Here is a 26,310-nt window from a genome sequence, read left to right as displayed (position 1 = left end):
CGTTTATTTTATGCCTATGTCCGGGCCATACGGATCGTCATCACCAGATAGTTCAGCCGAGCAGCAACTTTGGGCGCGTTTTCTGGCGGGTGAAGAACCGGCGTTCGACGCGTTGATGACCACGTACTACCGGCCGCTATTCCGGTACGCCACCCGTTTCTCCCGGGACAAAGAGTTTATCAAAGACTGCATTCAGGATCTGTTTCTATACCTCTGGGAACGGCGGGCCTCCCTCCGAACCGACGTCATGCTGAAGCCGTATCTGATGGCGTCGTTACGCCGGTATATGCACCGGCACTTACCAGGGGTGACGCCCGCCACCGAGTTATCGGATGACAAAACTCAGCTGTTCGACTTCGAGTTTTCGGTCGAAGAGCAGTTTATTGACCAGGAAACTACCTTCTACCGATCCCGGCACATGCAGCAGCTGTTGCAAACCCTACCCCGCCGGCAAAAAGAAGTCGTTTACCTGAAATTCTTCCAGGAGATGGAGCGCGAACAAATCGCCGAGGTGATGGACATTGCGCCCCAAACGGTTTCGAATCTCCTTCAGCTGGCCCTCAAACACCTGCGGCAATACTGGAAGATTGAACTCCTAACCCTGCTGGTGGTCCATTTCAACCTGTTTTAGAGCAGCGATTGGGCAGCCACGCCCGTCTGTGAAATTACGCCTGTTTGCCGACAAATAGCCTTCTATGGTATTGGTCTGGTGCAGCTTGCCGGCAGAATCAGAAAAAACCAGAAAAAAATTGCATTAAAAAATGGTATCCGGGGCGAGCTTCTGTCTATCAGCTAATGAGAGGCAGCATAATGGCTATGAAACGATACCTGCAGTACCGTATTGAAGACTTTGTCTGGGACCAGGCTTTCCGGCAGTGGGTGCTGTTGCCCACCCGCGAAACAGACGCCCGCTGGCAGCAGTGGCTAGCCGAGCATCCCGACAAAGTAGCCCTCGTTACGGAAGCCCGGGCTATGGTGCAGTCCCTGCAGCTACGGGAGTTACCGTTGAGCGATCAGGAAATTCGGTATGCCGTTCAGCGGACACTGGGCCAGGCCCGCAAACAGCAGGCCCCCTTCATCCCCGACGCCGACGGGCCCGTGCGTCGGCTTCCGTTCTACCAGCATACCTGGTTCCGGATTGCGGCTTCGCTGATCCTGATTGCCGGGCTTGGCCTCTGGGCCTGGACGGTTCAGCTACCCAGTCAGCTGAATGCGCTGATGCGACCCGACTTCAGCTATGACCAGCTGATCGGCACCCGCCAGTCTATGTTGACCGAAACCGTAAACCGAACCGGTAAGGTTATGCCGGTGAAGCTGAGCGACGGCTCGCTGGTTATCCTTAAAGCCGGCAGCCGCATCAGCTACGTACCCGGGTTCAGTGGCCGTGGCCGGGAAGTCTTTCTGTCGGGTGAGGCTTTTTTTGAAGTGACTAAAAACCCTGCCAGGCCCTTTCTCATCTACGCCAACGGGCTGGTTACCAAAGTCCTGGGCACCAGCTTCCTGATTCGCGCGTACCCCAAAGATCCGGAGGTTGTTGTAGAGGTAAAAACGGGCCGGGTAGCCGTATTTGCCCAGACAGACCCGCAGGCGAGTCGAAAAACGAGCGACCGTGAACTGGACGGAGTAGTGCTGACACCCAACCAGAAGATTGTCTTCGAACGCAGCGAAGTACGGCTGTCGAAATCGCTGGTAGCAGATCCGCAGGTCGTTGCGGGACCGGCCCAGCGCTTCAGCTTTGACGATACCCCGCTACCGACGGTGTTTGCTACTCTCGAACGGGCCTATGGCGTAGACATCGTTTATGACGAAGAGCTACTGGCCAACTGCCCCCTTACAGCCGAACTGGCCGACCAGCCCCTGTTCGAAAAGCTAGATGTGATCTGCCGGGTTATCGAAGCCAGGTATGAGCTGATTGACGGTCAGATTGTCATCAACAGCCGGGGCTGCAAACCCTAGCCGACTTTACAAACGTGATGCTAACCCCTAAACCCGAATCTATGACGTAAACGTACAACCCACAAGAACAAAAAAGTCGGCAATGCTGGAACATTGCCGACCTGAGTACTCCCCATGCCAAGCTGGAACCTGAGCCTATCCCAAGCGGGATAACGGGGATTGTTTTGTCTATTCTTAAACCAACAAAACTGACCAAAAGTATGCAAAAACGGGTACAACCTAAAACAGTACTGCGTAGGGTTATGCAAGTTACCTGTACACAATTAATACTGGCCATGCTGTTCGTCGGCGCGAGTTTTGCGAACGACGGCTTCGCACAGGCCATTCTGGATCAGCGCATTACGTTACAGGTGCAGGAAAAAGATGTCCGCACGGTATTACACGAGATAGAAAAGCAGAGCGACGCCCGGTTTGTGTTCAGTTCACGGCTGATCCAGACCAGCCGAAAAGTATCCATTTCGGCCAGTAACGAAGCTCTGGCCACGGTACTGAACCGGGTGCTGAAACCGCTCCAGATCGAGTACGAAGTAACGAAAAAGCTGATCATGCTCCGCCGGAGCGACGGCACTGGGTTCAAAGCCCCCCAGCCGACCGACAACCCGGAACAAGTGGCAGAACGCACCCTTACCGGCGCCGTTATCGACGAAAAGGGCGAAGGATTGCCCGGCGTAAGCGTCGTGTTGAAAGGATCGCAGCGCGGCACCACCACCGACGTAGCCGGCAACTACCGCCTGTCTATTCCCGACGACGCCACCGAGGCCGTGCTGGTTTTTTCGTTCGTCGGTTTTTTATCGCAGGAAGTAGCCGTGGGCAATCAGTCGGCGGTTAACGTGACGCTGAAGCCAGACACGCGCGCCCTCGACGAAGTGGTGGTCGTTGGCTACGGTACGCAGTCGCGCCGGAACGTGACGGGCTCAGTGGCCAAGGTCGATATGAAGCAGGTGGAGAATCTGCCCAATACCAACGTGACCCAGGCGCTGCGCGGCCGGGTAGCGGGCGTCCAGTTCACCGATAATGGCCGGCCGGGGCAGGGCGGCAGTATTCTCGTACGCGGCACCCGTTCCATTACCGCCAACAACGACCCGCTGATCATTCTGGACGGTGTTTTCTACAATGGGAACCTGGCCGACATCAACCCGAACGACATCGAAACGATGGAGATTCTGAAAGATGCATCATCGGCAGCCATCTACGGCTCACGCGCAGCAAACGGGGTTATTCTGATCACATCCAAAAAAGGCACGACCGAAAAACCGGTCATCCGGTTCAACGCCTACGCGGGCCTGTCGGACTGGAGCCGCCGGATCAAACTCCTCAGTCCCGAACGCTATATCGAGAAAACCCTCGACGTCCGGCGGCAGAGTGGCCAAACGGCCGACCCCGCCCAGGTAGCCAGCTACCTCCAGAATACCGAAGCCGAAAACTTCCGCAACGGCGTCACGATCGACCCCTGGGATGAGATTTCGCAGCAAGGGTCGATTCAGTCGTACGACATCAGCGTATCGGGCCGTACGGGCCGCACGTCTTACTTCATCTCGACAGCGCAGGTATACGAGAAAGGACTAATTTTCAACGACAACGCCAACCGCACGTCGTTCCGGATCAACCTGGAGAACAACATTACCGACTGGCTGCGGGTAGGTGTCACCTCGCAGTACGCCCGGCGCGACCTGTCGGGTAAAGAGTCGGATACGGGGCAGGGCTATACGCTGAGCCCGTTCGGCAAGCTCTATTTCGACGAAGCCAAAACGGACCCGGTCCCCTATCCCGTTGACGACCAGATTCAGCGCAGCCCGATCTTCTATCCCATGCTCGACAAAGACCAGGAGATCAAACACAACCTGTTCGCTAATTTCTACGCCACGGTCGATGTGCCTTTCGTGAAAGGACTGACCTACCGGGTCAACTATTCGCCGAACTACCGCTGGGAGCATCGCTACACCTCATCGCCCATCTACCGGCGCAACGGGCTGAATAACCTCGGCAGTGCCTCCAAGTACAACCGCGAAGATTTCGACTGGGTGCTGGAAAACATCGTCACCTACAGCCGCCAGCTGGCGCCGGATCACGACCTCGACCTGACGCTGCTCTACGGCCGGAATCAGCGGTACTGGGAATCGACCAATGCCAACGGCTCCAACTTCTTTACCGATGTGCTGAGCTGGAACAACCTGAACCTGGCTCAGGTACAGCAAGCCTTCTCGAATGCCCAGCAGGTAGACGGGATCTCATCCATGGCCCGGCTCAACTACCGCTTCCGGAACCGCTACCTGCTGACCCTGACCGCCCGGCGCGATGGCAGCTCCGTATTCGGTGCCAGCCACAAGTACGGTACGTTTCCGTCGGCTGCGCTGGCCTGGATCGCGTCGGATGAACCATTTATGCAGAAACTGCCGGTGTTCAACCTGCTCAAGGTACGACTCTCGGTCGGATCGGTTGGTAATCAGGCTATTGCCCCATACGGATCGCTCAGTACGGCCGGTACGACCCAGTACGTATACGGCGACGGTGGCGCTACGGTCAACGCGGTGTATACGGCTACCATGGCCAACCAGGACCTGCGGTGGGAAACAACGGTTTCCAGCAATGCCGCCGTCGATTTTGAGCTGCTGAAAGGCCGGATTGGCGGTACCCTCGAATATTACCACATGAACACCCGCGACCTGCTGCTGAACCGGGCACTACCCAGTCCGACGGGGTTTGCGCAGGTGCTGACCAACCTGGGGGCCACCCGGAATACCGGCTTCGAGTTTACCCTCAATACCAGCAATGTGCGCAGCGGTACGTTCGAGTGGTCCACCAACCTCAATTTTTCTACCAACCGCAACCGCATCACCCATCTGTACGGCAGCGACCTCAACAACGACGGCCGCGAAGACGACGACCTGGGCAACCGCTGGTTTATCGGCCAACCTATCAACATCAATTACGACTACGTTTTTGACGGCGTATACCAGGTAGGCGACGAACTGCCACCGGGCTACAAGCCAGGGTTCCTGCGCTTCAAGGACCTCAACCAGGACGGGAAACTCGACGCCAGCGACCGCACCATCATCAGCCAGCGGGAGCCCAAATACCGCTGGGGCGTCAACAACACGCTGCGCTACGGCAACCTGTCACTGTCGGTATTCCTGAACGCCATGCAGGGCTGGCAGCAGTCGTTCTACCTGCTCGACCCGGTCAATAACTACCCCAACCGACCGGTCAACATGCTCGACGCCGGCTGGTGGACGGCCGAAAACAAATCGACCACGCGACCGTCGCTGGTTTACACCAACCCGCTGGGCTACGGCTATTATACCTCCCGCGATTTTGTCCGGATTCAGGACGTGAGCCTGGCCTACGACTTTCCGAAACCGCTGCTGTCGCGGCTGAAGGTCAACTCGCTGCGGGCCTATGTGAGCGGCAAAAACCTGCACACGTTCACGAATTACGTTGGTCAGGACCCCGAAAGTGGCTACAACTGGGCGGGCTACCCAACGGCCCGTTCCTTCACGGCGGGGATAAACCTGAGTTTTTAGTCGACACTCCTCAAAAGCTTTACTCATGAAAACACCAACTGTATTACCCGGTCGATATACCGTTCTGAAGCGCGTGCTGCTCGGCCTGATGCTGGTCATTTCCGGCAATGCCTGTAAAGATTCGGTGCTGGACGAAGTACCCCTGGCCTTTCTGAACCCCGATGTGGTGCTGGTGAACAAGTCGGGCTTCGATACCTACATAGCCTCGATCCACGCCGTACTGCGGAGTGCTTATTTTGAAAATGACGATTACGGGTACGGTGCCAACGTCTGGGATTTTCAGGTTGGCACCGACGTAGGCATGACCGGCGACCCCGGTATCAACACCTATGTCGATTACCGCACCTGGGTTACACCCTCTGCCTCGCAGGTGAACCACCACTGGGAATGGGCCTATCTAAAAGCAATTCCGCGGGCCAATACGCTGATCGAATACGCCGAGAAGCCTGCTGCGGTCTGGAAAGACGAGGCTGAAAAAAACGCGGCTGTGGGCGAAGCCCGGTTCCTGCGCGCCTATGCCTATAACATCCTGGCCAACCTGTACGGTGGGGTGCCGATCGTTGACAAGGTTGCCAGCAGCCCCAAGCTCGATTTCGTGCGGGCCACGCGGGAAGAGGTACTGGCCTTCGTGGCTAAGGATCTGGAGTTTGCGTCGCAGTGGCTTCCCAAATCGACCACCCAGGATGGTCGCGTAGTCAAAGCAGCCGCCGACCACCTGCTGGCTGAAGTGTATAACAACCAGAAGCTGTACGACAAAGCGATTGCGAGTGCGTCGGCCGTTATTCAGGATGCGCAGTACCAGCTGATGACCACTCGGTTTGGCAAGTATACCGCCCAGCCCGGCGACGTGTTCTCCGACTTGTTCAAAGACAACAACCAGAACCGCACCACATCCGGCAACAAAGAAACCATCTGGGCGCTTCAGTTCGAGTTTCAGACACCGGGTGGCCTGCCCAAGTCGGGCGGAGGTAACGGCACCCTGCGCGCCTGGGGACCCCGCTATTTTGCCATTAAAGACCCCGACGGAAAAACGGCGATGACCGTTGCCGACAGCCTTGGCCGACCCGTGGGCTGGTATCGCCCCACGTCGTATTTCAATCACCTGATCTGGACCGACCCCAACGACATCCGGAACTCCCGCTTCAACATCCGGCGCGATTTTTACTATAACGACAAGTCGTCGAAATACTTTGGCCAGCGCGTTAACCCCAAAACCGCCAAGGATCTCGACACCATGTACTGGTATTACCCGTACATCCGCAAAATTGAGGGCGAGCCACTGGCCGGCGCTACGTATGGCCGCACCTTCAAGGAGTTTTACCTGATGCGCCTGGCCGAAACCTACCTGCTGCGGGCCGAAGCCTACCTCATGAAGGGAGACCTGCAGAAAGCCGCCGACGACATCAACGTGGTACGCAGCCGGGCCAAAGCCAAACCCGTAGCGGCCAGTGAGGTGACGCTCGACTACCTCCTCGACGAACGGGCGCGGGAGCTGATGCTGGAAGAACTCCGGCGGCTGACCCTCAACCGAATGGGCAAGCTCGTTGAACGGGTGCGCCGGTACAACCCACGCAGTGGCAGCACCATTCAGGACTACCACGCGTTTTTCCCGATTCCGCAGAAATTTATCGATGCCAACCTGGCGGCTAAGGTCGACCAGAACCAGGGCTACTAACCGTCTATCCACACCCAGTCGATCACGAGAGGGCGGCCGTAGCCGAAGTAGACAGGCGGTTGCGGCTCCCTTCTCGCTTATCCTGCATCTTTTTTCCTTCTTACCTCTATGTCCACGAGCGCACAGTTTAGCCGTCGCCATTTTCTGCGTACTGCGTCGGTAGCCGGTACCAGCCTGATCGTATCTCCTTCGCTGTCGGCGGGCGGTTTTTACCGGGGCAAACCCAATGACAAAGTGGTTGTAGCCATCATGGGAACCAACAGCCGGGGCGCCTTTCTGGCCAAAAACTTTGCCCGCATCCCCAATACGGAAGTCGCCTATATCTGCGATGTAGACGAGCGGGTACTGACCAAAACCTGCGCCAGCCTCGACACCCAGACCGGCCGGAAACCGAAAGGATTTACGGACATCCGGAAGCTGCTCGACCAGAAAGATTTCGACGCCCTGGTGGTAGCCGCACCCGACCACTGGCATGCGCCCGCAACGATTCTGGGCTGTCAGGCCGGTAAACACGTGTACGTAGAAAAACCCTGCAGCCACAATCCGCACGAAGGCGAAATGGCCGTTGAAGCCGCCCGCAAGTACAACCGGCTGGTGCAGATGGGCAGCCAGCGCCGGTCGTTCTCCAACGTGCAGGATGCCGTCAAAAAGCTGCACGAAGGCGTCATTGGCCGGGTGTATTTTGCGCGGGGCTGGTATACTAACTGGCGCCCCAGCATCGGTAAAGGCAAGGAAGTAGCGGTTCCGGCCCATCTGCATTACGACCTCTGGCAGGGACCGGCGCCCCACCGCCCTTACCGCGATAACCTGATCCATTACAACTGGCACTGGCTCTGGCACTGGGGTACGGGCGAGGCCCTCAACAACGGCACCCACGAGCTCGACGTCATGCGCTGGGGCCTGGGTGTCGACTACCCCAGCCAGGCCGTTTCGTCGGGCGGGCGCTTTGCTTTCAACGACGACTGGGAAACCCCCGATACACAAACCATTACGTTTACGTTTCCGAACAACACGGCCATGACCTGGGAAGGGCGCAGCTGCAACGGCTACGACTCCGAAGGCAGTGGGCGGGGCGTGGTATTTTACGGCGAGAAAGGAACGCTGGTCTACCCGGGTGCCAACAGTTACAGCATCTACGACCAGAAAAACAAACTGGTCCAGACCGTGACCGACAGCACGCCCTACGATGCGACTAATACTGTAAGCCCCCTGGAGCAGCTCGACGCCCTCCACCTGCAGAATTTCGTACAGACGATCCGGGGCGACGCCAGCCTGCAGGCTCCTATTGCCGAAGGACACAAGTCGACCCTACTTCCCCAGTTGGGCAATATTGCCTACCGCGTGGGGCGGGTGCTCCACTGCGACCCCACGAACGGGCATATCCTGAACGACAAAGAAGCGATGAAGCTCTGGTCGCGCGAGTACAGCAAAGACTGGGTCGTGCGGGTGTAGGCAGGGGCCACTAACCCTGTTATCCACTTAAGGCCAGTGATCAACTCTAGTACCCCCGTCAGCTCCGGAGCCGGCGGGGTTTTTGTTCGGGCTTTTTTACGGGCGGCAACCGGAAAATCCAGTAATTTTAGCCCAACGGGCGCTACCCACAGCCCAGACAGGCACCAAACCATGACAGGGAGAGAGTTGGACTTATACCTGAGCGAAGGTTATTTCCGCATGCAGCAGGACGTGTTTACCTGCCGGTTCATCCTGTTCGACAACCGGCTTTGTCCCGTTCACTGGCTCCGGCTCGATCTGGCGCGGGTCACCTACGGCAAAAGCCAGCGCCAGCTGCTGAAGACTAACGCGCGTTTCTCGGTCGATGTCCGCCCGTTTGTGCTCACCCCTGAGCTGGAGACGCTCTACGCCGAGTATCGGGACAGTATTTCGTTCGACGCTCCGCTGTCGGTAGAGGCCTGCCTGCTCGACGGGTCAGCCTACAACGTCTTCGACAGCTACGTGGTAGAAGTCCGGGACGGTACCCGCCTGATTGCCGCCGGCATCTTTGACGGTGGCGTCCGGAGCATAGCGGGCATTATGAACTTCTACCACCCCGACTACCGGCGCTACAGCCTGGGCAAATACCTGATGCTGCAAAAGATCAGGTACGCGCAGCAACAGCAGAAAGTTTACTATTACCCCGGCTACGTGGTGAGTTATTACCCGAAATTTGATTACAAGCTATACGCCTGCGAGTCGGCTACCGAACTCTTCGACCAACTGAGCGGCAACTGGCTGCCTTTTTCGTGGGAGACTATGAGCACCCTGGCGGCTGCCATGCTGGACGAATAATGGCGCGATACGGGCTGCCTCCAAAAACATCGACCCCGCCCAGCTGTTATGCTGTAAACAATCAATAGCATGGCCCGCCAGGATCCGCACACCGAATATATTGTCAGACAGGAAGACTACGCCAAAGCCCTGGCCAGCTTACCCGCCCGCGGCACAGAGCAGCAGAAAGCCCACTCCGCCCCCATCACCGCCCGTCAGTACCGGCAGAACACCAGCCAGACCATCAACGCCGGCAAATGGTCCATGTGGGGCATCGCCCCCGAATCCTTCGAGTTCGAGTGGCGCAACGGCGCCTGGCGCCCCCCCATCAACCTGGTCATATCCACGTAGGAGACGCAACCGCGACGGCGGCCCGGCCCTTGCGTCTCCTACGCGTCAGCAACCATATTCCTAACGGACGAACTGCTTGGATTGGATCAGGAGACGCAACCACACCGGTGGCCCGGCGCGACGGCGGCCCGGCCCTTGCGTCTCACTCGCGTCAGCAACCCACCCGCGTCAGCAACCCTCACCCACACTGCCCACTACCGGTTCAAGTAAGAACCCGGTCGGGTACCCTTTGCTAGTTGTTGATCAACCCCTACCGCTGTATGCGTACCCCTGTCACTTTACTCCTGTCTATTCTTTTTGTTACACCCGTTTTCGGTCAGCAGCGTTTTGCCGAGCTCGGCAACTTTACTCTGGACAATGGCCAGGTTATTCAGAACTGCCGCATTGGCTACCGGACCTTCGGCAAACTGAACGCCACCCGCTCAAACGCCATCCTGGTACCAACCTGGTTCGGTGGCAGCTCAGAAGCCAAAGCGTTCATAGCCAGTCCGGGCAATGCGGCCGACAGCACCAAATACTTTACCATTGTGGTCGACGCGCTGGGCAATGGTGTCTCGACATCACCATCCAACAGCAGCGCGCAGCCGGGGCCCCAGTTCCCGGCCTTCAGCATCCGCGACATGGTTCGATCGCAATACGAGCTGGTTACCAAAACGCTGAAACTCCCGCATCTGTACGCCGTACTGGGTATTTCGATGGGTGGCATGCAGTCGTTCGAATGGCTGGTCTCCTACCCTGATTTTGTCGATCATGTGGTGCCTATTGTCGGCACACCGAAGCAGAGCAGCTACGACCGGCTCTTCTGGGGCACCCAGCTCACCATCCTGGAACGGGGCAATTTCTCGGCCGAAGCCATGCGTACTGTCGGTAACCTGCACGAACTGAACCTGACTACTCCCAGCCATTTCCTGCGCACACTCAAAGCCGAAGACGAACCCGACTTTGCCCGCAAAAAAGAAGAAGGCTACAGCGGTCGAAACCCCTACGACTGGGCGTCGCAGCTGCGCGCCATGATTGGCCAGGATATTTACCGGGGGCGTACCGCTGCCGACCTGAAAGCGCTCATCAAAGCCCGGCTGCTGGTCATCGTGGCCACGCAGGATCACATGGTCACGCCCGGCACGGCTACCGAACTGGCCCGCGCCCTCAACGTTCCCCTGGTTGAACTGACCGGCGACTGTGGTCACCTGGCTACCGGTTGCGAATCGGACCGGATCAACACCGAAATCGGCGCGTTTCTGGGGCGACGCTAGCCTGGCCGGGTTTCCATACAATCGGTTCCGTCAACCTTCTATTCAGCCGGGGGTTTAGTGTCTATCAACGATATGAATCCCTATGAATCTTCTGACAAAAACCATCGGCTGGACACTGGCGGGCCTGGGAGCCTGGGCTGCTACCAAAGCGTATCTGGCGCAGAAACGAAAGATCGACTTTCGGGATAAAACCATCATCATTACCGGCGGTTCGCGCGGGCTCGGCCTCGAAATGGCCCGGCTGCTGGCGCTGGAAGGGGCTAACCTGGCCCTCTGCGCCCGCGATCAGGACGAGCTCGACCGCGCCCAGTCGGAGCTGAGCCAGTATCAGGTGGATGTATACACCGAAGTGTGCGATATCACCAACAAAACCCAGATCGAGCGATTCGTTGAAAACGTCCGGCAGGCGCTCGGTCCGGTCGATGTGCTGATCAACAACGCGGGCGTGATTATTGTGACGCCTTATGAACACGCTACCGAAACCGATTTCCGGCAGGCCATGGATACCAACTTCTGGGCCGCTTTTCATATGGTCAACGCCGTTCTGCCGCACATGATGGCCCGGCCGGCCAGTGAGCACACCCGGGGGCGTATTGTCAACGTGGCGTCGTTTGGCGGTAAAGTGGCCGTACCCCATCTGGCCCCCTACTCGACCAGCAAGTTTGCGCTGGTTGGTTACTCGGAGGGGCTGCGGGCCGAGCTACTTAAGGATAACATTCAGGTAACGACCATCTGCCCCGGCCTGATCCGGACCGGCAGCCCGCGCAACGCCATCTACAAGGGTCAGAACGAAAAAGAATATACCGTCTTCAAGATTGGCGATTCGCTGCCGTTCGTAACCATCGACTCGACCGACTGCGCCCGTGAAATTATCGACGCCTGCCGCTACGGAGAAGTTGAACGGATTATTACCCTGCCGGCCAAGCTGGGAGCCGCGCTGGAGGGCATTGCCCCGAGTTTTATTGGCGAAACAATGGCCCTGGTCAACAGGCAGCTACCCGGCCCCGGCGGCATTGGCGAGCAGCGAGCTTTCGGCCGCGACAGCGAAACGCCCCTGTCGCAGTCGTTTATTACCCAGCTCACGAACGAAGCCGCCGAGCAGAACAATGAACTAGGTCGCGATGCGTCGGGGCTGTAAACCGGCGGCAGGGCCATAAACAGACCGAACCGGCTACCGTTACAGATTCGATCTGGCGTCGTCTAGTCAGTACAGCAAACAATTTGCGCCGGAAAAAGTAATCGATGGGGGCCTTTGTTCCCAGCTACATAACTACACGACTAAACGAATACACATCATGCGTTGGTTAGGAGGACGCGAAAGCGATAACGTTGACGACCGCCGGGGAAGCGGTGGCGGAGGACTACTGGTTGGCGGTGGCATCGGCACTATTGTCATTGCCATTATCGTCACCCTGCTGGGGGGCGACCCATCGGATATTATCGGTAACCAGCCGCAAACCCAGAGTCCGACCATGCCAGGCTCACAGCGGGCTACCGGACCACAACCCGACGATCAGGCCGCTCAGTTTACGCGCCGGGTACTGGCCAGTACCGAAGATACCTGGACCCAGCTGCTGGCGAAGGAAGGGGGACAATACCGCCCGCCGACGCTGGTGTTTTTTCGGGGACAGACGCCGTCGGGTTGCGGAGCAGCTTCGTCGGCCTCGGGTCCGTTCTACTGCCCCGGCGACAAAAAACTATACATCGATCTGTCCTTCTACGATGACCTGGCCCGGCGCTTCAACGCCCCCGGCGATTTTGCCATGTCCTATGTCATTGCCCATGAAGTCGGGCATTACCTTCAGGATCAGATGGGAATCATGGACAAGGTCCGGGCCGCTCAGGAACGCATGAGCGAGACCCAGGCCAATCGATTGTCGGTGCGGCTCGAACTACAGGCAGACTTTCTGGCTGGCGTCTGGGCGCACCACGCGCAGGGAAAAAGTTTCGTGCTGGAGCCGGGCGATGTGGAAGAAGCCCTAACGGCCGCAAACGCTATCGGTGATGACCGCATCCAGAAAGAAACCCAGGGCTATGTTGTACCCGACGCGTTTACGCACGGCACGGCTGCTCAGCGCGTGTACTGGTTCTCGAAAGGCCTGAAAACCGGCGATATCAACCAGGGCGATACCTTCAACAGCCGCGAAGACGCTAATCTGCAATAGTCGTTTTGATAATGGTATAGAGGGAGGGCGCCCTCCCTCTATGCCTGAAAGCCGTTTTACAACGGTACAGGGCTAACTCTATAAGAGCGCGTGGGCCAGGCGGCTATGCTTTTACTTGTGCCAGCTCCAGACGAATGACCCCTGTAGGCTGGGCTGCTCAGAGCCGTTTCTGGTGAGTTTGCCATACTTGGCAACGCCTTCGATGGAAAAACGGCGGCCCAGGGCGTATTCGACCCCAACGAGCGCATTAAGTTTGGGGCTGTAGTAGGGCGCAGGATCATTTATTGAGCTCCCGTCCAGGTTAAAAACCCGGTCGTGGTACCAGCCGTAGGTAATGCCCCCGCCTACAAAGCCGGACACGAAACTTCCGCTCCAGAGGTAGTAGCGGGCAAACACCCCGCCCTCCCGACGTTTGGCAATCAGATTATGGTATTCGGCTTCTACGCCTACCCAGGTCCGGTTGGCAACAAAGCGCCCTCCTTTGGCCGTTGCGCCCAGCAGCGTCAGGCCAACGCCCGCCATCCAGTTTCCTTTCTGCTGATGCAGGGCGGCTACGGACTTCCATTCCGAATCCTGAATAGGTTGGTCAGCGACCGTTTGCCCCTGACTGCGACCAGCCAGCATACCGAGCAGGCAAGCCAGTAATACGTATCGGTTTTTCATACAGATAAGTGTGGATTTAATTGGTTGTCAATGACAAAACAACACGATAAGAGGCTGGGTAGCAAGGCGTCAAATCAAAAATTATTCATATTTTTAGTATATGGTATACGAGCCATAAAGAGACCGTCTTGAGGCTAACAACAGGGCTACCTGGTTTAGCCAACGAGCAGCCACTATCGCAGAACTTTGGTGATTTCGTTCAGCTTTTCCATCTTCTGCACGAAATCCCCTTTGAGTTGATTCCGGATGGCGGTCAGGTTGTCGAGGGTTTCCTGCAGGCTGTCGGGGAGAATGTCTTCCAGCACTTCGCGGAATCGCTTGGCGAAGGTGGGCGATTTGCCGTTTGTTGAGATAGCAATTTTCAGGTCGCCTTTTTTCACGACCGAGCTCAGGTAAAAATCGCAGAGGTCTGGGGTATCGGCCACGTTGACCAGTATACGACGGGCTTTACAGTCGACCTGCACCTGCCGGTTCACGGCTTTATCATTAGTACCGACAATAACAAGGTCCTTGTCGTCGAGATGTGCGGGCGTGTACGGCTCCTGAATAAGCTGCACATGGGGCGACTGCCGGGCTATCTCCCGAATCTCATCGCGGATCTCGGGCGCTACCAGCGTAGTGCGGGTATCGGGGGCGTTTCCTAGCAAGGCGGTCAGTTTCTCCAGCCCTACGTAGCCCCCCCCCACAATCAGGATATGTAGTTTTTCGGCCTTGACGAAAATAGGAAAGAGTGTGTTCATAAAAGCCGTAGTGGTTAGTCGATAGCGATTAGCTGCGTTCCTGCAAACTTACCACTATTGACTAACCACTACCGGAATAAAGGCTGATTTTTAAAACTTAAAGCCCAGGTTTACGCCCAGCACCCGGCGTTTGGTGTTCGTAACGTCTTTGAGCACATCGGCAAAGCCGTAATGGTACACAAAATCGATGAACAGCGGCCCTGCATCAAAACCCAGGTTAGCCAGGCCATTGATGGTAGCCGCCCGAAAATCCCGCTGCTGAAAGTTGAATTCGTTGTCGCCCACACCCAGCGGAGTAGCATATTCAGCACCGATCTGCAACCGAACGGCCGATACCCCCCGCTCCGACTGCGCCAGCTTCACGCCGATGTAGGCCGGAATATGCAGGTACTTTTGATCAACGTTCGAGGTGATATCTCCAATACTGCCTACCTGCCCATCACCGGCGCGGTAGAAGTCCGAACTCGACGTCAGGTATTCGGCGCCGATCTGTCCGTATACGCGACCACCACCCCGCACGAAGATACCCAGCTGATACCCCAGCCGACCGGCCAGATCGTTACCACCTACGTCTTCGCCCTCGAAGCGGGTCGAGTTAGCACCCCCATAGAGCCCAAACGTAAAGTTCTTGTAGTTCTCCCGGCGCTCCTGACGCTCGGCCACCTCCACACTGCGCTGTCCGTCTTCAAAGCCTTCGTCATAAGCCTGGCTCAGGTCGCGCTCGTCGTACCGGTTTTCGTTGCGGTTACCCCGGTCCATCCGCTCTTCGTAGCGATTGTCGTACCGCCGATCTTCATTGTTGCGACGCATAAACTCACGGCGTTCATCGAAGCGGTCGTTCATACGCCGATCTTCCATCCGCTCATCCCGACGCGACGGGCGATCGTATCGATCATCGTTGCGGTAGCGATCGTCGTACGAGTTTCGCTGCGCATACACGAGTCCTGTACTGCACACCCCCGCCACTAGCAGAGCTGTTTTTGCAAAAGTTTTCATAACGTGTTGAGTTGAGTATATTGACTGCTACCAATCAACGGTTAAACCCCTCCCTGACCGGAATGTTTGCATAACTAATCGTAGACAGAACCGGGCAGGCACAAAAAAAGGGCCGCTTCGTTTGAAACGGCCCCCGCTGTTGATGAAGAACGGCGGTTTAGAATCGGAAACCCAGGTTCAGCGCCAGGATGTTACGCTTGGTATCGTTGGTATCGAATACGTTCTGCAAACCATGGTTGTAAACGGCATCCAGCGTCAGCGGGCCGAGGTTGATACCAGCACCCACCAGCCCGTTCAGGATGGTCCGGTTGAAATCATCTTCGCCGATGCCGAAGCGGTTTTCCGGATTAACGACCAGGGCCGACAGTTCGGCACCCGCCTGAATGCGCAGACCCAGCGCACTACCAATCCGCAGACCTACATAGGCCGGAATAGCGACGAAGTGCTGGTTGATCTGACCGCTAACATTACCCGGCGTTGGGGTTGGCTGACCAGCACCCGACCGAACCAGGTTAGTGGTCGAGTTCCGGTATTCCAGACCGATCTGACCGAAAACGGTACCGCCCGTACGACCGTAGATACCAGCCTGCCAGCCGGCGCGGTAAGCGCCATCCGGAATCGGCTCGTTAACGAAGCGCGAGAAGTTTACCCCGGCGTATACACCAAACTTACCTTCTTTGCCCCAGGCTTTGTCGTCCCCATCCCGACGGGTGGTAGTGGCGGTGTTGGCGTCGCTATTGTAGGTGGTGGTGGTCGTGGTGGTCGTGCCGTAAGCCGGAGCCGCCGTGTTCGTCGTTGCGTTGCTGTTCATCATCGAACTGTTGTTGTTCATGTCCGATGTGCTGGTGGCGGCATTGGTCGTGTCGGTCGTTACCGGTGTCGCGTTGTATGTCGATGTCGTCGTGGTCGACGAATAGGTATTGGAGTTGGTCTGAGCCGTTGCCATACCCATGCTAAACAGGCATAAAGCCAATAGTGAATGTTTACGTTTCATAACGTGAATGTGTTAATCGTTGAGTTGTACAAAAAAAGGGTGTAATCGAAATTACACCCCATTAACAGCCCATCGGCCAGTATTGTTTTTGATTATTCCAACTTCGCCCGATTTCGTTACTCAGTTGAACTACTTAGCTTAGAATTTAAAACCGACGCTGGCGCTCAGGATACGGCGCTGCGAACCGGCAAAGCCCGTGTTGTTCACGGCTTCGATCGAATTGCTGAAACCATGATGGTACGTCAGGTCAATAAGCAGAGGACCAATGTCGAAGCCCAGCTGACCCAGGCCGTTGAACGTACCACTCTTAATCTCTGAATTGGACAGATTGAAGTCACCACTGTTGGAGTTAATCCGGTTGGCGTACTCCAGACCCGCCTGCAGACGAATGGCTGAAATTCCCCGATCCGACTCCAATAATTTGTACCCGATATAAACCGGAATCTGTACGTACTGAATGTTGATCTGGTCACGGATCGTAGCCGCCGAGGTGCCGTCTCCGGCCGTAAAATAGTTCGAGCTCGACGCAAAATACTCGGCCCCCAGCTGACCGTATAACCGGCCGCCACCCCGAACAAAGAAACCAGCCTGGTAACCCAGTCGGCCACTCAGCCGATCGCCGTTTACGTCTTCTCCCGCGAAACGGGTTGAGTTGGCTCCGGCATACAAACCGAAAACAAAGTTTTTGTAGTCTTTCGTATCCCTGGGTCGGGTCGATGTGCTGTACGTATCCGTCGTGGTGGTTGTGTACGTGGGCGATGCGGTACTGTTGGTCATACTGTTCGTACTGCCATCGGTCGAGTTGTACGACGACGAGGGTGACGAGCTGTTGACGGCGTTGGTACTGTCGGTCGTTACCGGCGATGTGCTGTAGGTCGAATTTCCGGACGTTGACGAATAACTATTCGTTGTCGTTTGGGCCTGAGCGAGCCCGAATGAGGCAATACCGATTGCCAGTAGTGAGACATGACGTTTCATTGCGTTTTTCAGTTGTTAGTTGAGTAATAAAAAAATGGGTGCAACCGAAGTTACACCCACTTAACAGGTAGAATATGTATGTTGTTATTTATTAACCCAACTATCTGGCCCGGACTACAGGCTTTCCAGCGGGGCGGGTTCTTAGTGTCGCATTGCTTTGAAGGCATTCATCAGCCCGTTGGTCGAGCTGTCGTGGGTCGACACGGGCGCATCGTCCTTTAGTTCGGGCAGAATCCGGCTGGCCAGCTGTTTACCCAGTTCTACGCCCCACTGGTCGAAGCTGAAGATATTCCAGATTACTCCCTGCGTAAAGATTTTATGCTCGTAGAGGGCAATCAGGCGGCCCAGCGTACGGGGCGTGAGCTTTTTAAACAGGATGGAGTTGGTAGGCCGGTTGCCCGTAAACATTTTGAACGGCGCCAGAGCCGCAATCTCGGCCTCAGACTTGCCGGCCTGGCGAAGCTCGTCGGCCGCTTCGACTTCGGTTTTACCGTTCATCAGCGCTTCGGTCTGCGCAAAATAATTGGCCATCAGAATGGTATGGTGCTCCCCGATGGGCCGTTGGCTAACAGCTGGTGCCAGAAAATCGCACGGAATCAGCTTGGTACCCTGGTGGATGAGCTGGTAGAACGCGTGTTGACCGTTTGTACCCGGCTCCCCCCAGATGATAGGCCCGGTCTGATAATCGACGGGCTGGCCGTTGCGGTCAACCGACTTACCGTTGCTTTCCATGTCGCCCTGCTGAAAATAAGCCGCAAACCGGTGCAGGTACTGATCGTAGGGCAGGATAGCCTCCGTCTGCGCCCCGAAGAAGTTGTTATACCAGATGCCCAGCAGCGCCAGGATAACCGGCAGGTTTTGATCCAGGGGAGCGTCGCGGAAGTGCAGATCCATATCATGCCCACCAGCCAGCAACTCTTCGAACTGATCGAAGCCGATATACAGCGCAATGGACAACCCGATGGCCGACCAGAGCGAATAGCGACCACCTACCCAATCCCAGAAACCGAACATATTGGCCGGGTCGATCCCGAATTTCTCCACGGCCGACTGGTTGGTCGAGAGCGCGGCAAAGTGTTTGGCAATGTCGGCCTCCGAGCCGCCGTTGTCCAGGAACCACTGGCGGGCCGTCTGGGCGTTGGTCATGGTCTCCTGGGTTGTAAACGTCTTGGAGGCAATCAGGAACAGGGTTGTTTCGGGCCGAACGGTTTGCAGGGTTTCGTAGATATGAACGCCATCGACGTTCGACACGAAATGCACGCGCAGCTTCTGATCGTCGGCATAGGGTTTCAGGGCTTCGGTGACCATGACCGGACCTAGGTCCGACCCACCGATGCCAATGTTGACGATATCGGTAATGCCCGCGCCGGTATAGCCCGTCCACTCGCCCGACCGAATCCGGCCGGTAAACGATTTCATCCGGTCCAGCACCTCGTTCACATCGGGCATTACGTCTTTGCCATCGACCAGAATCGGCGTGTTGGCACGGTTACGCAGTGCCACGTGTAGCACGGCGCGGTCTTCGGTCTGGTTGATCCGGTCGCCGGCAAACAGCTTGCCAATGGCGTCGGGCAGCGCGGCCTCTCCAGCCAGTTGCAGCAGCAGGTCGAGGGTGTCGGCGGTGATCCGGTTCTTCGAAAAGTCGAGCAGGATATCGTCAAACCGACGGCTGAACGTGTCGAATCGGGTCGCGTCTTCGGCAAACAAATCCCGAAGGTGCCGGTCTTTCAGCAGGTCATAATGCGCTTGCAGCTGGGCGTAGGCCGGCAAATCGGTAAAGCGATGGTTGGCGAGCATAAACAGGTTCTGGTTTTTGGTTTTCAGTGCGTAGCCTTCGGTTTGCAGGCCGGATTGGCGATGAGCAAACCGAACAGCGTGAGCAGGCACCGGTTGTCGGCGCGAATATCGGCAATCCCCGCAATCTTTTTTTCGGCTAATTTTGCGGGCTCGTAGTTCGATGGCAATCCATCGGCTATCGGCTAACTACTTCGGGTTGATGAATCAAAAACTATTTTATTCGCTACTGCTGGCTGGTTTAGGCGCCTTGTTTTTCCTTCCCTTTCTGGGGGGCGTTCGGTTGTTCGACTGGGACGAAATCAATTTTGCCGAAGCCGCCCGGGAGATGGTTACGTTGGGCGACTACCTGCGCGTTCATATTGATTATCAGCCATTTTACGAGAAGCCGCCTTTCTTTTTCTGGTGCCAGTCGCTTTTTATGAACCTCTTCGGGGTCGACGAGTTTACGGCCCGGCTCCCGAATGCGTTCTGCGGCATCGCCACCCTGATTTACCTCTATCATCTCGGCAAAAAGCTACACGGCCACCGGTTCGGCCTGCTCTGGTCGCTGGCTTATCTGGGCTCGGTAACGCCCCATCTGTATTTCCGGTCGGGCATCATCGACCCCGTTTTCAACCTGTTTATTTTCGTTGGCCTGGTCAATTTAATCTTCGCGTCCTGGAAACGGGAGCGGCTGAGCAGTGCGCTGCTGGTGCCCAAAAGCGAATGGACGTACCTGCTCATCGGTGGTTTTTCGCTGGGGCTGGCCATACTGACCAAAGGGCCGGTGGCGCTGCTGATCCTGGGGCTGGTGGTGCTGACGTACTGGCTGCTGAGCCGGTTGCGGTGGTTTCTGTCGATCGGGCAGGGGCTGGTTTTTGTGCTGGCGGCTTCGGTGCTTCCGCTGGCGTGGGTCGGTCTGGAAACCTACCTCCACGGCCCGGTTTTTGTCAGCGAGTTTCTGACCTACAACATCCGGCTCTTCAGCACACCCGATGCAGGTCATGGCGGCTTTCCGGGTTATCATGTCATCGTCCTGCTGGTGGGCTGTTTTCCGTCATCTATTTTTGCACTGCGGGCCTTTTCACCCCTTTTCATCGAGCGCAACTACCAGCGGGAGTTCCGGCGCTGGATGCTGATGCTGTTCTGGGTGGTGCTGATTCTGTTCAGCATCGTGCAGTCGAAGATTGTGCATTATTCATCGCTGTGCTACTTCCCCATCACCTACCTCGGCGCCCTTACCCTCTCACAGCTTGAAGACCGGAAAATTCAGTTCAGCGGCTGGCTGCGGGCCGGGCTGATCATCGTTGGCGGCATTTTTATTGTAGCCACCATTGGGGCACCCATACTGGCCCAGCGGATGGATATTGTGAAGTCACTGGCCGACAAAGACCCGTTTACGCAGGGTAATCTCGACGCGGCCATCAACTGGACGGGCTGGGAAGCCCTGCCCGGCGTCTGGCTGCTGCTACTGCTGGCGGTAACGATCTACTGGTTCAGCCACCGGCAAACGGCCCAGGCCGCGCTGGTTCTTTTTGTGGGTATGGCCGTATTCGTCACGCTCACGCTCTGGTTCTTCATCGGGCGTATCGAAGGGATCTCACAGGATGCTGCCATGCGTTTTTTCGAGCGGTCGCAGGGGCAGGATGTGTACGTAAAGACCTACGGCTACCGCAGCTACGGACCTTTCTTCTACACCCGCAAGCCGCCCGTCACCAACCCTAATTACTACAACGACGACTGGCTCATGCACGGCCGCATCGACAAAGACGTGTGGTTTATCCGTAAAGCCCAGGAAACCCCCACCCACCTCGACTCTCTGCCCGACGTCCGACGAACCGGTGCCGAGAACGGCTTTATCTTCTACCTCCGAAAAGCCCGCTAGATTGTCGTACATAACCTACTCCAGACTCGGCCCACCATCACCCGTTGCCGTGGGGACACGGCAACCCCTGCGTCAGCCAAACCAACTGGTAGAGTACCACCTGCGCCCCCCGGCAACGTCACGCCAACGGAGCAGCGATCCAGTAGGGTAGTCAGTAAAAAAAACTGTTACCGGCAGAAACGGTTATGCTTGCATGAACCAGCCACAACCTCGTCAATTCGCCGTCTCTTTCTGCCAGCTCGTCTGTACCATCGCAGTGATCACCAGCCTGGCGGCCTGCCGGATGGGCGCCGGTTCAGGAAGCGCCCGCCCTATGAAAGTAGCCGTCGGCGCCATCCAAGAGGTCACGCTAACGGGTAAATCGGTGGTGGGCACGTCCGATAACCAGGAAGTAGTCGACGTGACGACGAAGCCCCTGTCGTCGGCCGACAGCAGCGCCCAGGCGCAGGGCAAAGCCGTGGCCACTACCTTTCTGATCAAGGGGGTTACGGTAGGCACAGCCCGGGTCGTTTTTGCCGAACAGGCGGCCGACAGCTCGCCCGATGGCCGGGTTCGCCAGACCTATGCCGTGCAGGTCGTGAGTCAGTAAAGCGCGTCCGGTTTCGATGCCTGCGCCATACAGATCGGGATAATTAATGACCAGCCGACTCTTTACGCCCTAAAACGCGTATCTTGCTTACGGTCAAAACAACCCGTAATTCCTCACTTACCCCAACTGTATGAAGGTTAAACAGCTACCTGCCCTACTGGCGGCACTGGCCGGTCTCACTATGTCGATTTCGCCCGTCGGGGCGCAGCAGATCGACGAGGTGTACAACCAGAAAATCCGCGAGTACACCACCGATCCGCGTTTCCTGCCCGCATCGGTCCTCAACCTGCCCGACGACCCCACGGTGCCCTCGCCCCGGAAACATTTCGGACAGATCATCGGCACCCCCGGCATCCTGCACCGTACACCCGAGATCTACGGCTACTTCAAAAAACTGGCCGATACCTCGCCCAACGTCAGCATGGAGCCGGTCATGACCAGCGAAGAAGGGCGTCCCATCAACCTGATCGTCATCGGCAACGAAGACGCCCAGAAACGACTCGATCACTACAAACGGCAGCTGGCCCTGCTGGCCGACCCGCGCCAGGTAAATCCTCAGAATCTGAACGCCATACTGGGCGACACCAAACTGGTTTATTACCTCAACGGCGGCATGCACTCGCCCGAAATGGGATCGCCCGAGATGCTGATGGAACTGGCCTACCGGCTCGCTACTGGGCAGACCGAAGAAATCCGCACCATCCGCGATAACATTATCGTGATCATCAACCCCGTGTCGGAACCCGACGGCTGGGACAAGCAGGTCGACTGGTACTACCGCTACTCCAAAAACCGGAAAGACTTCAACGACGGCTTCCCCGGCGTACCGTACTGGGGCAAATACGTTTTCCACGATAACAACCGCGACGGTCTTCAGAACTCGCAGGCCATTACCAAAAGCCTATACAAGATCTACTACGACTGGCACCCCGTAGCCTCTCTCGACCTGCACGAGTCCGTACCGCTGCTCTACATCTCGACCGGCACCGGCCCCTACAACGAGACCATCGACCCCATCACCATCGGCGAATGGCAGATCATGGCCCACCACGACATTACCTCGCTGGCGGCTCAGGGCCTGCCCGGCGTCTTTACCTGGGCGTTCTACGACGGCTGGTATCCCGGCTACGGCCTATGGATCTCCAACAACCACAACTCGGTAGGCCGGTTCTACGAAACCTTCGGCAATGCCGGCGCCAGCACCTACCTCCGCGACCTGGCCGAGCAGAAATACGCCGGCGACCCCGCCACCAGCAAGGAGTGGTACCGGCCCGTACCACCCACCGAAAAAGTGTACTGGTCATACCGCAACAACATCAACTACATGCAGGCCGGGGTACTGGCGTCGCTTTCTTACGGGGCCACCAACAGCCGGCTGATGCTGAAGAATTTTTACCAGAAAGGGCTGAACAACATCCGGAAAGGCACCGAAGAAACGCCACGCGCGTTCGTGATCCGGAAAGACCAGCGCGATCCGGCTATGGCGGCCTACCTCGTCAACCAGCTGCGGGCTCAAGCCATTGAAGTTCACAAAGCCGAAACCGGCAAAAACGCGGGCGACTACGTGGTGCTGCTCAACCAGCCCTACCGCAACCTGGCCATCTCGCTGCTGTCGAAACAGAACTACCCCAAAGAAGCCAAATTTCCGCCCTACGACGACATTGCCTGGACCCTCGGCTACCTTTATGGTGTCGACGTGAAAGCGCAGGACAGCGTGGCCTACGCCCCCACCGACCTCAAAATGCTGACCAGCGATATACAGTACGCCGGCAACCTGACCGGCGAGGGCACCAGCTACGTCCTGAACTACAAAGCACAGAATACCGTGCTGCCCGCCCTCTACTGGGCCAGAGCGCAGAGCAAAACCGCCAGAGCCACCGTCCTCGACGAACGGATAGCGATCGACAAAGACACCCTCCAGGCCGGTTCGGTCGTGTTCAGCGGCCTCTCGCCCGAGCAGGTGCGGAAACTATCGACCCAGTTCGGACTCGACCTGCAGGCCGTTAAAACCCTGCCAAACGGCAAACAGCACGACATAACCCTGCCTCGCGTGGCTATTTATCACAACTGGTACAGCACCCAGGACGAAGGCTGGGCCCGCTATACCTTCGACCAGCGCGGCATTCCGTACACCTCCATCGACAAAGACGACCTCAAAGGGGGCGACCTGCGCAAACGGTTCGACGTAATCCTGATGCCACGTTCGCGGGGAACAGCGGCCGATTTCATTCACGAGATCGACAAAAAATACAGCCCGATGCCGTTTACCAAAACTCCTGAGTTTCCGGCCCATGGCCTGCCCGACGCTACGCCCGACATGACCGGCGGACCGGGTTTCGACGGGGTCAATAACCTGAAAGCGTTCGTAGAAGCGGGTGGCCTGCTCGTCACCCTCGACAATACCTCCATGCAGGTAGCCGAAGCCGGGGTTGTGCGTGAGCTGCGCACCAACACCAGCGCCCAGGCAGCCGGATTGTTCCACCCCGGCTCGGTCGTTATGGCGAAGGGCCGCAAGCCGTCGAGCCCGCTGCTGTACGGCTATCCCGAGAGCTTCCCCATTTTTCGGGGTATCGCGCCCCTATTGCAGACCGAGAAGTACAACCGCGACCTGATGGTGCTGCAGTATGGCAGCAAGCCACTCAAAGACGAAGAAGAATACAAAGGGCTGATTATGGGCATGCCCGACCGGAAGCCCGTCAAAGAACCCGAGACCAAAACCCCGAAAAAAGAAGAGCCTTATGTGCTGTCGGGTATGGTGCGCAACGAGCAGGCTATCATCGGTCACGGCGCCCTCTTCAACGTGCCGGTCGGTGCCGGTCGGGTGGTTGCGTTTACCTTCGACCCGCTACACCGCTTCCTAAACCACCACGACGCCCCGCTGGTCTGGAACGCCCTCATCAACTGGAACCACCTCGGCCCCGATACCAAGCCAGCCCCTGTATCGGCCCTGGGTAGCGGCCCCAAAGCCAAAACCGGCGGTCAGTAAATCCGTCGTATAAACCGGCTCGTTACCGAACCCGCCACAGCCTTTCTGGTTGTGGCGGGTTTCTTTATGGGTAATTCACAGTCTAAGCACCAGGACTGATACATAGAATACTATCAACTTGACAAACACAACCCAGCTTTGTTGACCGTATTGGTCGACCCTGAAGAAGTAATTCGGATAGCTATTAATGTCCCCAAACCGAACTATCGAAGCTGGCTCAACTAAATACTTGCTTATCGAGTAAAAATATCTAAAAAATACGATTACTTACTTTCAAGTAAGTACTCTTTCAATTTACTTTGGCCAAAGGCAACAGCATACAGAGCAAGTTATACCCAACAATCGTCGCGGAACTATAAATAGTCAATTATGTGCAACTTCTAGTCTAGCGACTTTACGTACAATATTGGCTGGGGGCATCGGCCAAAAAGTAGTGCTCGTTTGCGATCTACCGGGCAACAGGATGCAGACCGCCGAGGTTAAGTTTCTTACTCATTGTGCGGGGTTGAAACAGCCTTAGTTAAGTAAATTGATCTCAAGTATCGTAATTCGTAACTCTTGTCAAAAACAATAATACCATGATTAAACTTATGCGTACCTAGGCTCAAAACAGATGGCTCATCTTCTCCTTGGTGGGGTCAGTACTTTTCCTTACCACTAACTGTCAGAACCAAAGCAAAGTTATCCCCTCCAGTCTGACTGGTGAAGAAATATTCAGGGGAGTATTCTTTCTTGAGGGCAACTTCGTTGATAAAATCGGAACGCTGAAAAATCAAAAAGAACTATTTACTGAGGTGAAGGAAAAATACCTGACAAACTTTGGGGCGCAAGAGGCCGCGAAAGTCAAGGTTTTCCAAGAGGGAATAATGGTGCATATAAAAGATAGCGACTCTCGGTTTTTTCTAGACTTTCAAAAGGCTATGACCAGCGGAGACCCATATACAGTGAAGCAGGGCATGATTGAGGCACAGCAGAAGGTAAATACTTACTGGAAGACAGTGAATATGTCTGCTGAGGAACTCGAGCACAGCAAACAAATGGCAAAGGAAATTCTGCAAAGTGATGAAGCAAAAGCTTTCATAAATAAAAAAAATGCAACGATAGATGAGAAAAAAGTTTTTGTAGCTTCCGTCACAGAAAAAGTTGCAAAGGAAAGTAAAAGGCAGTCTTCGTATAATGGTCGAATAGCCAGCCCGAACGGTGCCGATTGTATCGTGTTAGGCTTTGTGTTTCTCATAGCAGCCGTGTTTCTCATCGTTTTGGCAGTTGTTCTGGCATTCGGAGTTGTATTAGTTGGAGCGGGTGCTATTGCAATCGTAGGAGCTTTGTACGAGGAGTGGGCTGTCGAGTTTTCAGGTGTTCGTACTTTTGACGTCTATTTCTCACCAGAAGGGAAAGATATGCTTAGTCATGACGTATTCATCAACGAGTTAGCGGTAAATCTAAGCCTGTAGTTTATTCAACAGCCCGATGCTGAATATGTCTCATCAGCATCGGGCTGTTGAATAAACCGCCAT

General features: G+C 56.3%; 20 protein-coding genes. 14 read left to right on the top strand and 6 right to left on the bottom strand.

Translation table 11 applies throughout. The annotated features are described in order from the left end of the window. The first annotated feature begins 16 nt into the window (after window positions 1-16). The 10 genes from FBR45_RS22875 (at window position 17) to ypfJ (ending at window position 13,186) form a co-directional block, all read left to right on the top strand. Window positions 17-631: an RNA polymerase sigma factor gene (locus FBR45_RS22875; RefSeq protein ID WP_138506687.1), complete on the top strand. Its 615-nt coding sequence runs from the start codon at window positions 17-19 to the stop codon at window positions 629-631. A gap of 185 nt (window positions 632-816) precedes the next feature. Next, entirely contained in the window at window positions 817-1,956 is a 1,140-nt protein-coding gene (locus FBR45_RS22870; protein WP_171044948.1) for a FecR family protein, read from the top strand. A 242-nt stretch (window positions 1,957-2,198) separates the two neighbouring features. Beyond that, window positions 2,199-5,477, top strand: a complete 3,279-nt coding sequence (locus tag FBR45_RS22865; protein WP_246082351.1) for a TonB-dependent receptor — start codon at window positions 2,199-2,201, stop codon at window positions 5,475-5,477. Window positions 5,478-5,502: 25 nt separating this feature from the next. Continuing rightward, window positions 5,503-7,152 (top strand): RagB/SusD family nutrient uptake outer membrane protein, encoded by a 1,650-nt coding sequence (locus tag FBR45_RS22860; protein WP_138506683.1) that lies wholly within the window; start codon window positions 5,503-5,505, stop codon window positions 7,150-7,152. A 108-nt stretch (window positions 7,153-7,260) separates the two neighbouring features. Next, window positions 7,261-8,604: a Gfo/Idh/MocA family protein gene (locus FBR45_RS22855; protein WP_138506681.1), complete on the top strand. Its 1,344-nt coding sequence runs from the start codon at window positions 7,261-7,263 to the stop codon at window positions 8,602-8,604. A gap of 171 nt (window positions 8,605-8,775) precedes the next feature. Further along, window positions 8,776-9,438, top strand: a complete 663-nt coding sequence (locus tag FBR45_RS22850) for an arginine-tRNA-protein transferase (RefSeq protein WP_138506679.1) — start codon at window positions 8,776-8,778, stop codon at window positions 9,436-9,438. Between the two features lie 69 nt (window positions 9,439-9,507). Next, window positions 9,508-9,768, top strand: a complete 261-nt coding sequence (locus FBR45_RS22845; RefSeq protein WP_138506676.1) for a hypothetical protein — start codon at window positions 9,508-9,510, stop codon at window positions 9,766-9,768. Window positions 9,769-10,028: 260 nt separating this feature from the next. Further along, a complete protein-coding gene (locus tag FBR45_RS22840; protein ID WP_138506674.1) occupies window positions 10,029-11,021 on the top strand; it encodes an alpha/beta fold hydrolase in 993 nt (330 codons plus the stop codon). An 82-nt stretch (window positions 11,022-11,103) separates the two neighbouring features. Further along, window positions 11,104-12,159, top strand: a complete 1,056-nt coding sequence (locus FBR45_RS22835) for an SDR family NAD(P)-dependent oxidoreductase (protein WP_138506672.1) — start codon at window positions 11,104-11,106, stop codon at window positions 12,157-12,159. Between the two features lie 157 nt (window positions 12,160-12,316). Beyond that, a complete protein-coding gene (ypfJ, locus tag FBR45_RS22830; RefSeq protein WP_138506670.1) occupies window positions 12,317-13,186 on the top strand; it encodes a KPN_02809 family neutral zinc metallopeptidase in 870 nt (289 codons plus the stop codon). Between the two features lie 111 nt (window positions 13,187-13,297). Here ypfJ and FBR45_RS22825 read toward each other — a convergent pair whose 3' ends face one another. From FBR45_RS22825 to pgi, 6 genes are all read right to left on the bottom strand, one after another. Further along, complete coding sequence (locus FBR45_RS22825) at window positions 13,298-13,849, bottom strand: hypothetical protein (RefSeq protein ID WP_138506668.1); 552 nt, start codon at window positions 13,847-13,849, stop codon at window positions 13,298-13,300. Window positions 13,850-14,022: 173 nt separating this feature from the next. After that, window positions 14,023-14,589 carry a precorrin-2 dehydrogenase/sirohydrochlorin ferrochelatase family protein gene (locus tag FBR45_RS22820; protein ID WP_138506666.1) on the bottom strand — a complete coding sequence of 189 codons (567 nt, stop codon included), beginning with the start codon at window positions 14,587-14,589 and terminating at the stop codon, window positions 14,023-14,025. A gap of 90 nt (window positions 14,590-14,679) precedes the next feature. Then, a complete protein-coding gene (locus FBR45_RS22815; protein ID WP_138506664.1) occupies window positions 14,680-15,585 on the bottom strand; it encodes a hypothetical protein in 906 nt (301 codons plus the stop codon). A 157-nt stretch (window positions 15,586-15,742) separates the two neighbouring features. Beyond that, the gene (locus FBR45_RS22810; RefSeq protein WP_246082350.1) at window positions 15,743-16,579 is read right to left on the bottom strand and encodes a PorT family protein; all 837 of its coding nucleotides are present in this window, start codon (window positions 16,577-16,579) and stop codon (window positions 15,743-15,745) included. 138 nt (window positions 16,580-16,717) lie between these two features. Continuing rightward, entirely contained in the window at window positions 16,718-17,557 is an 840-nt protein-coding gene (locus FBR45_RS22805) for an outer membrane beta-barrel protein (protein WP_138506662.1), read from the bottom strand. Window positions 17,558-17,698: 141 nt separating this feature from the next. Beyond that, window positions 17,699-19,354, bottom strand: a complete 1,656-nt coding sequence (gene pgi / locus FBR45_RS22800; RefSeq protein ID WP_138506764.1) for a glucose-6-phosphate isomerase — start codon at window positions 19,352-19,354, stop codon at window positions 17,699-17,701. A 199-nt stretch (window positions 19,355-19,553) separates the two neighbouring features. Between pgi and FBR45_RS22795 the strand changes: the two genes are divergently transcribed. From FBR45_RS22795 to FBR45_RS22780, 4 genes are all read left to right on the top strand, one after another. Further along, a complete protein-coding gene (locus FBR45_RS22795) occupies window positions 19,554-21,218 on the top strand; it encodes an ArnT family glycosyltransferase (RefSeq protein WP_138506661.1) in 1,665 nt (554 codons plus the stop codon). Between the two features lie 193 nt (window positions 21,219-21,411). Further along, window positions 21,412-21,807: a hypothetical protein gene (locus FBR45_RS22790; RefSeq protein WP_138506659.1), complete on the top strand. Its 396-nt coding sequence runs from the start codon at window positions 21,412-21,414 to the stop codon at window positions 21,805-21,807. Window positions 21,808-21,937: 130 nt separating this feature from the next. Further along, window positions 21,938-24,793, top strand: a complete 2,856-nt coding sequence (locus tag FBR45_RS22785) for a M14 family zinc carboxypeptidase (RefSeq protein ID WP_138506657.1) — start codon at window positions 21,938-21,940, stop codon at window positions 24,791-24,793. A 632-nt stretch (window positions 24,794-25,425) separates the two neighbouring features. Further along, window positions 25,426-26,247 carry a hypothetical protein gene (locus tag FBR45_RS22780; protein ID WP_138506655.1) on the top strand — a complete coding sequence of 274 codons (822 nt, stop codon included), beginning with the start codon at window positions 25,426-25,428 and terminating at the stop codon, window positions 26,245-26,247. Window positions 26,248-26,310: the final 63 nt, after the last annotated feature.

The sequence above is a fragment of the Spirosoma lacussanchae genome (genome assembly GCF_005870035.1).
Classification (GTDB): domain Bacteria; phylum Bacteroidota; class Bacteroidia; order Cytophagales; family Spirosomataceae; genus Spirosoma; species Spirosoma lacussanchae.
The sequence above is the reverse complement of the archived record's forward strand: the minus strand, read 5'-3'. Positions and strand labels throughout refer to the sequence as shown.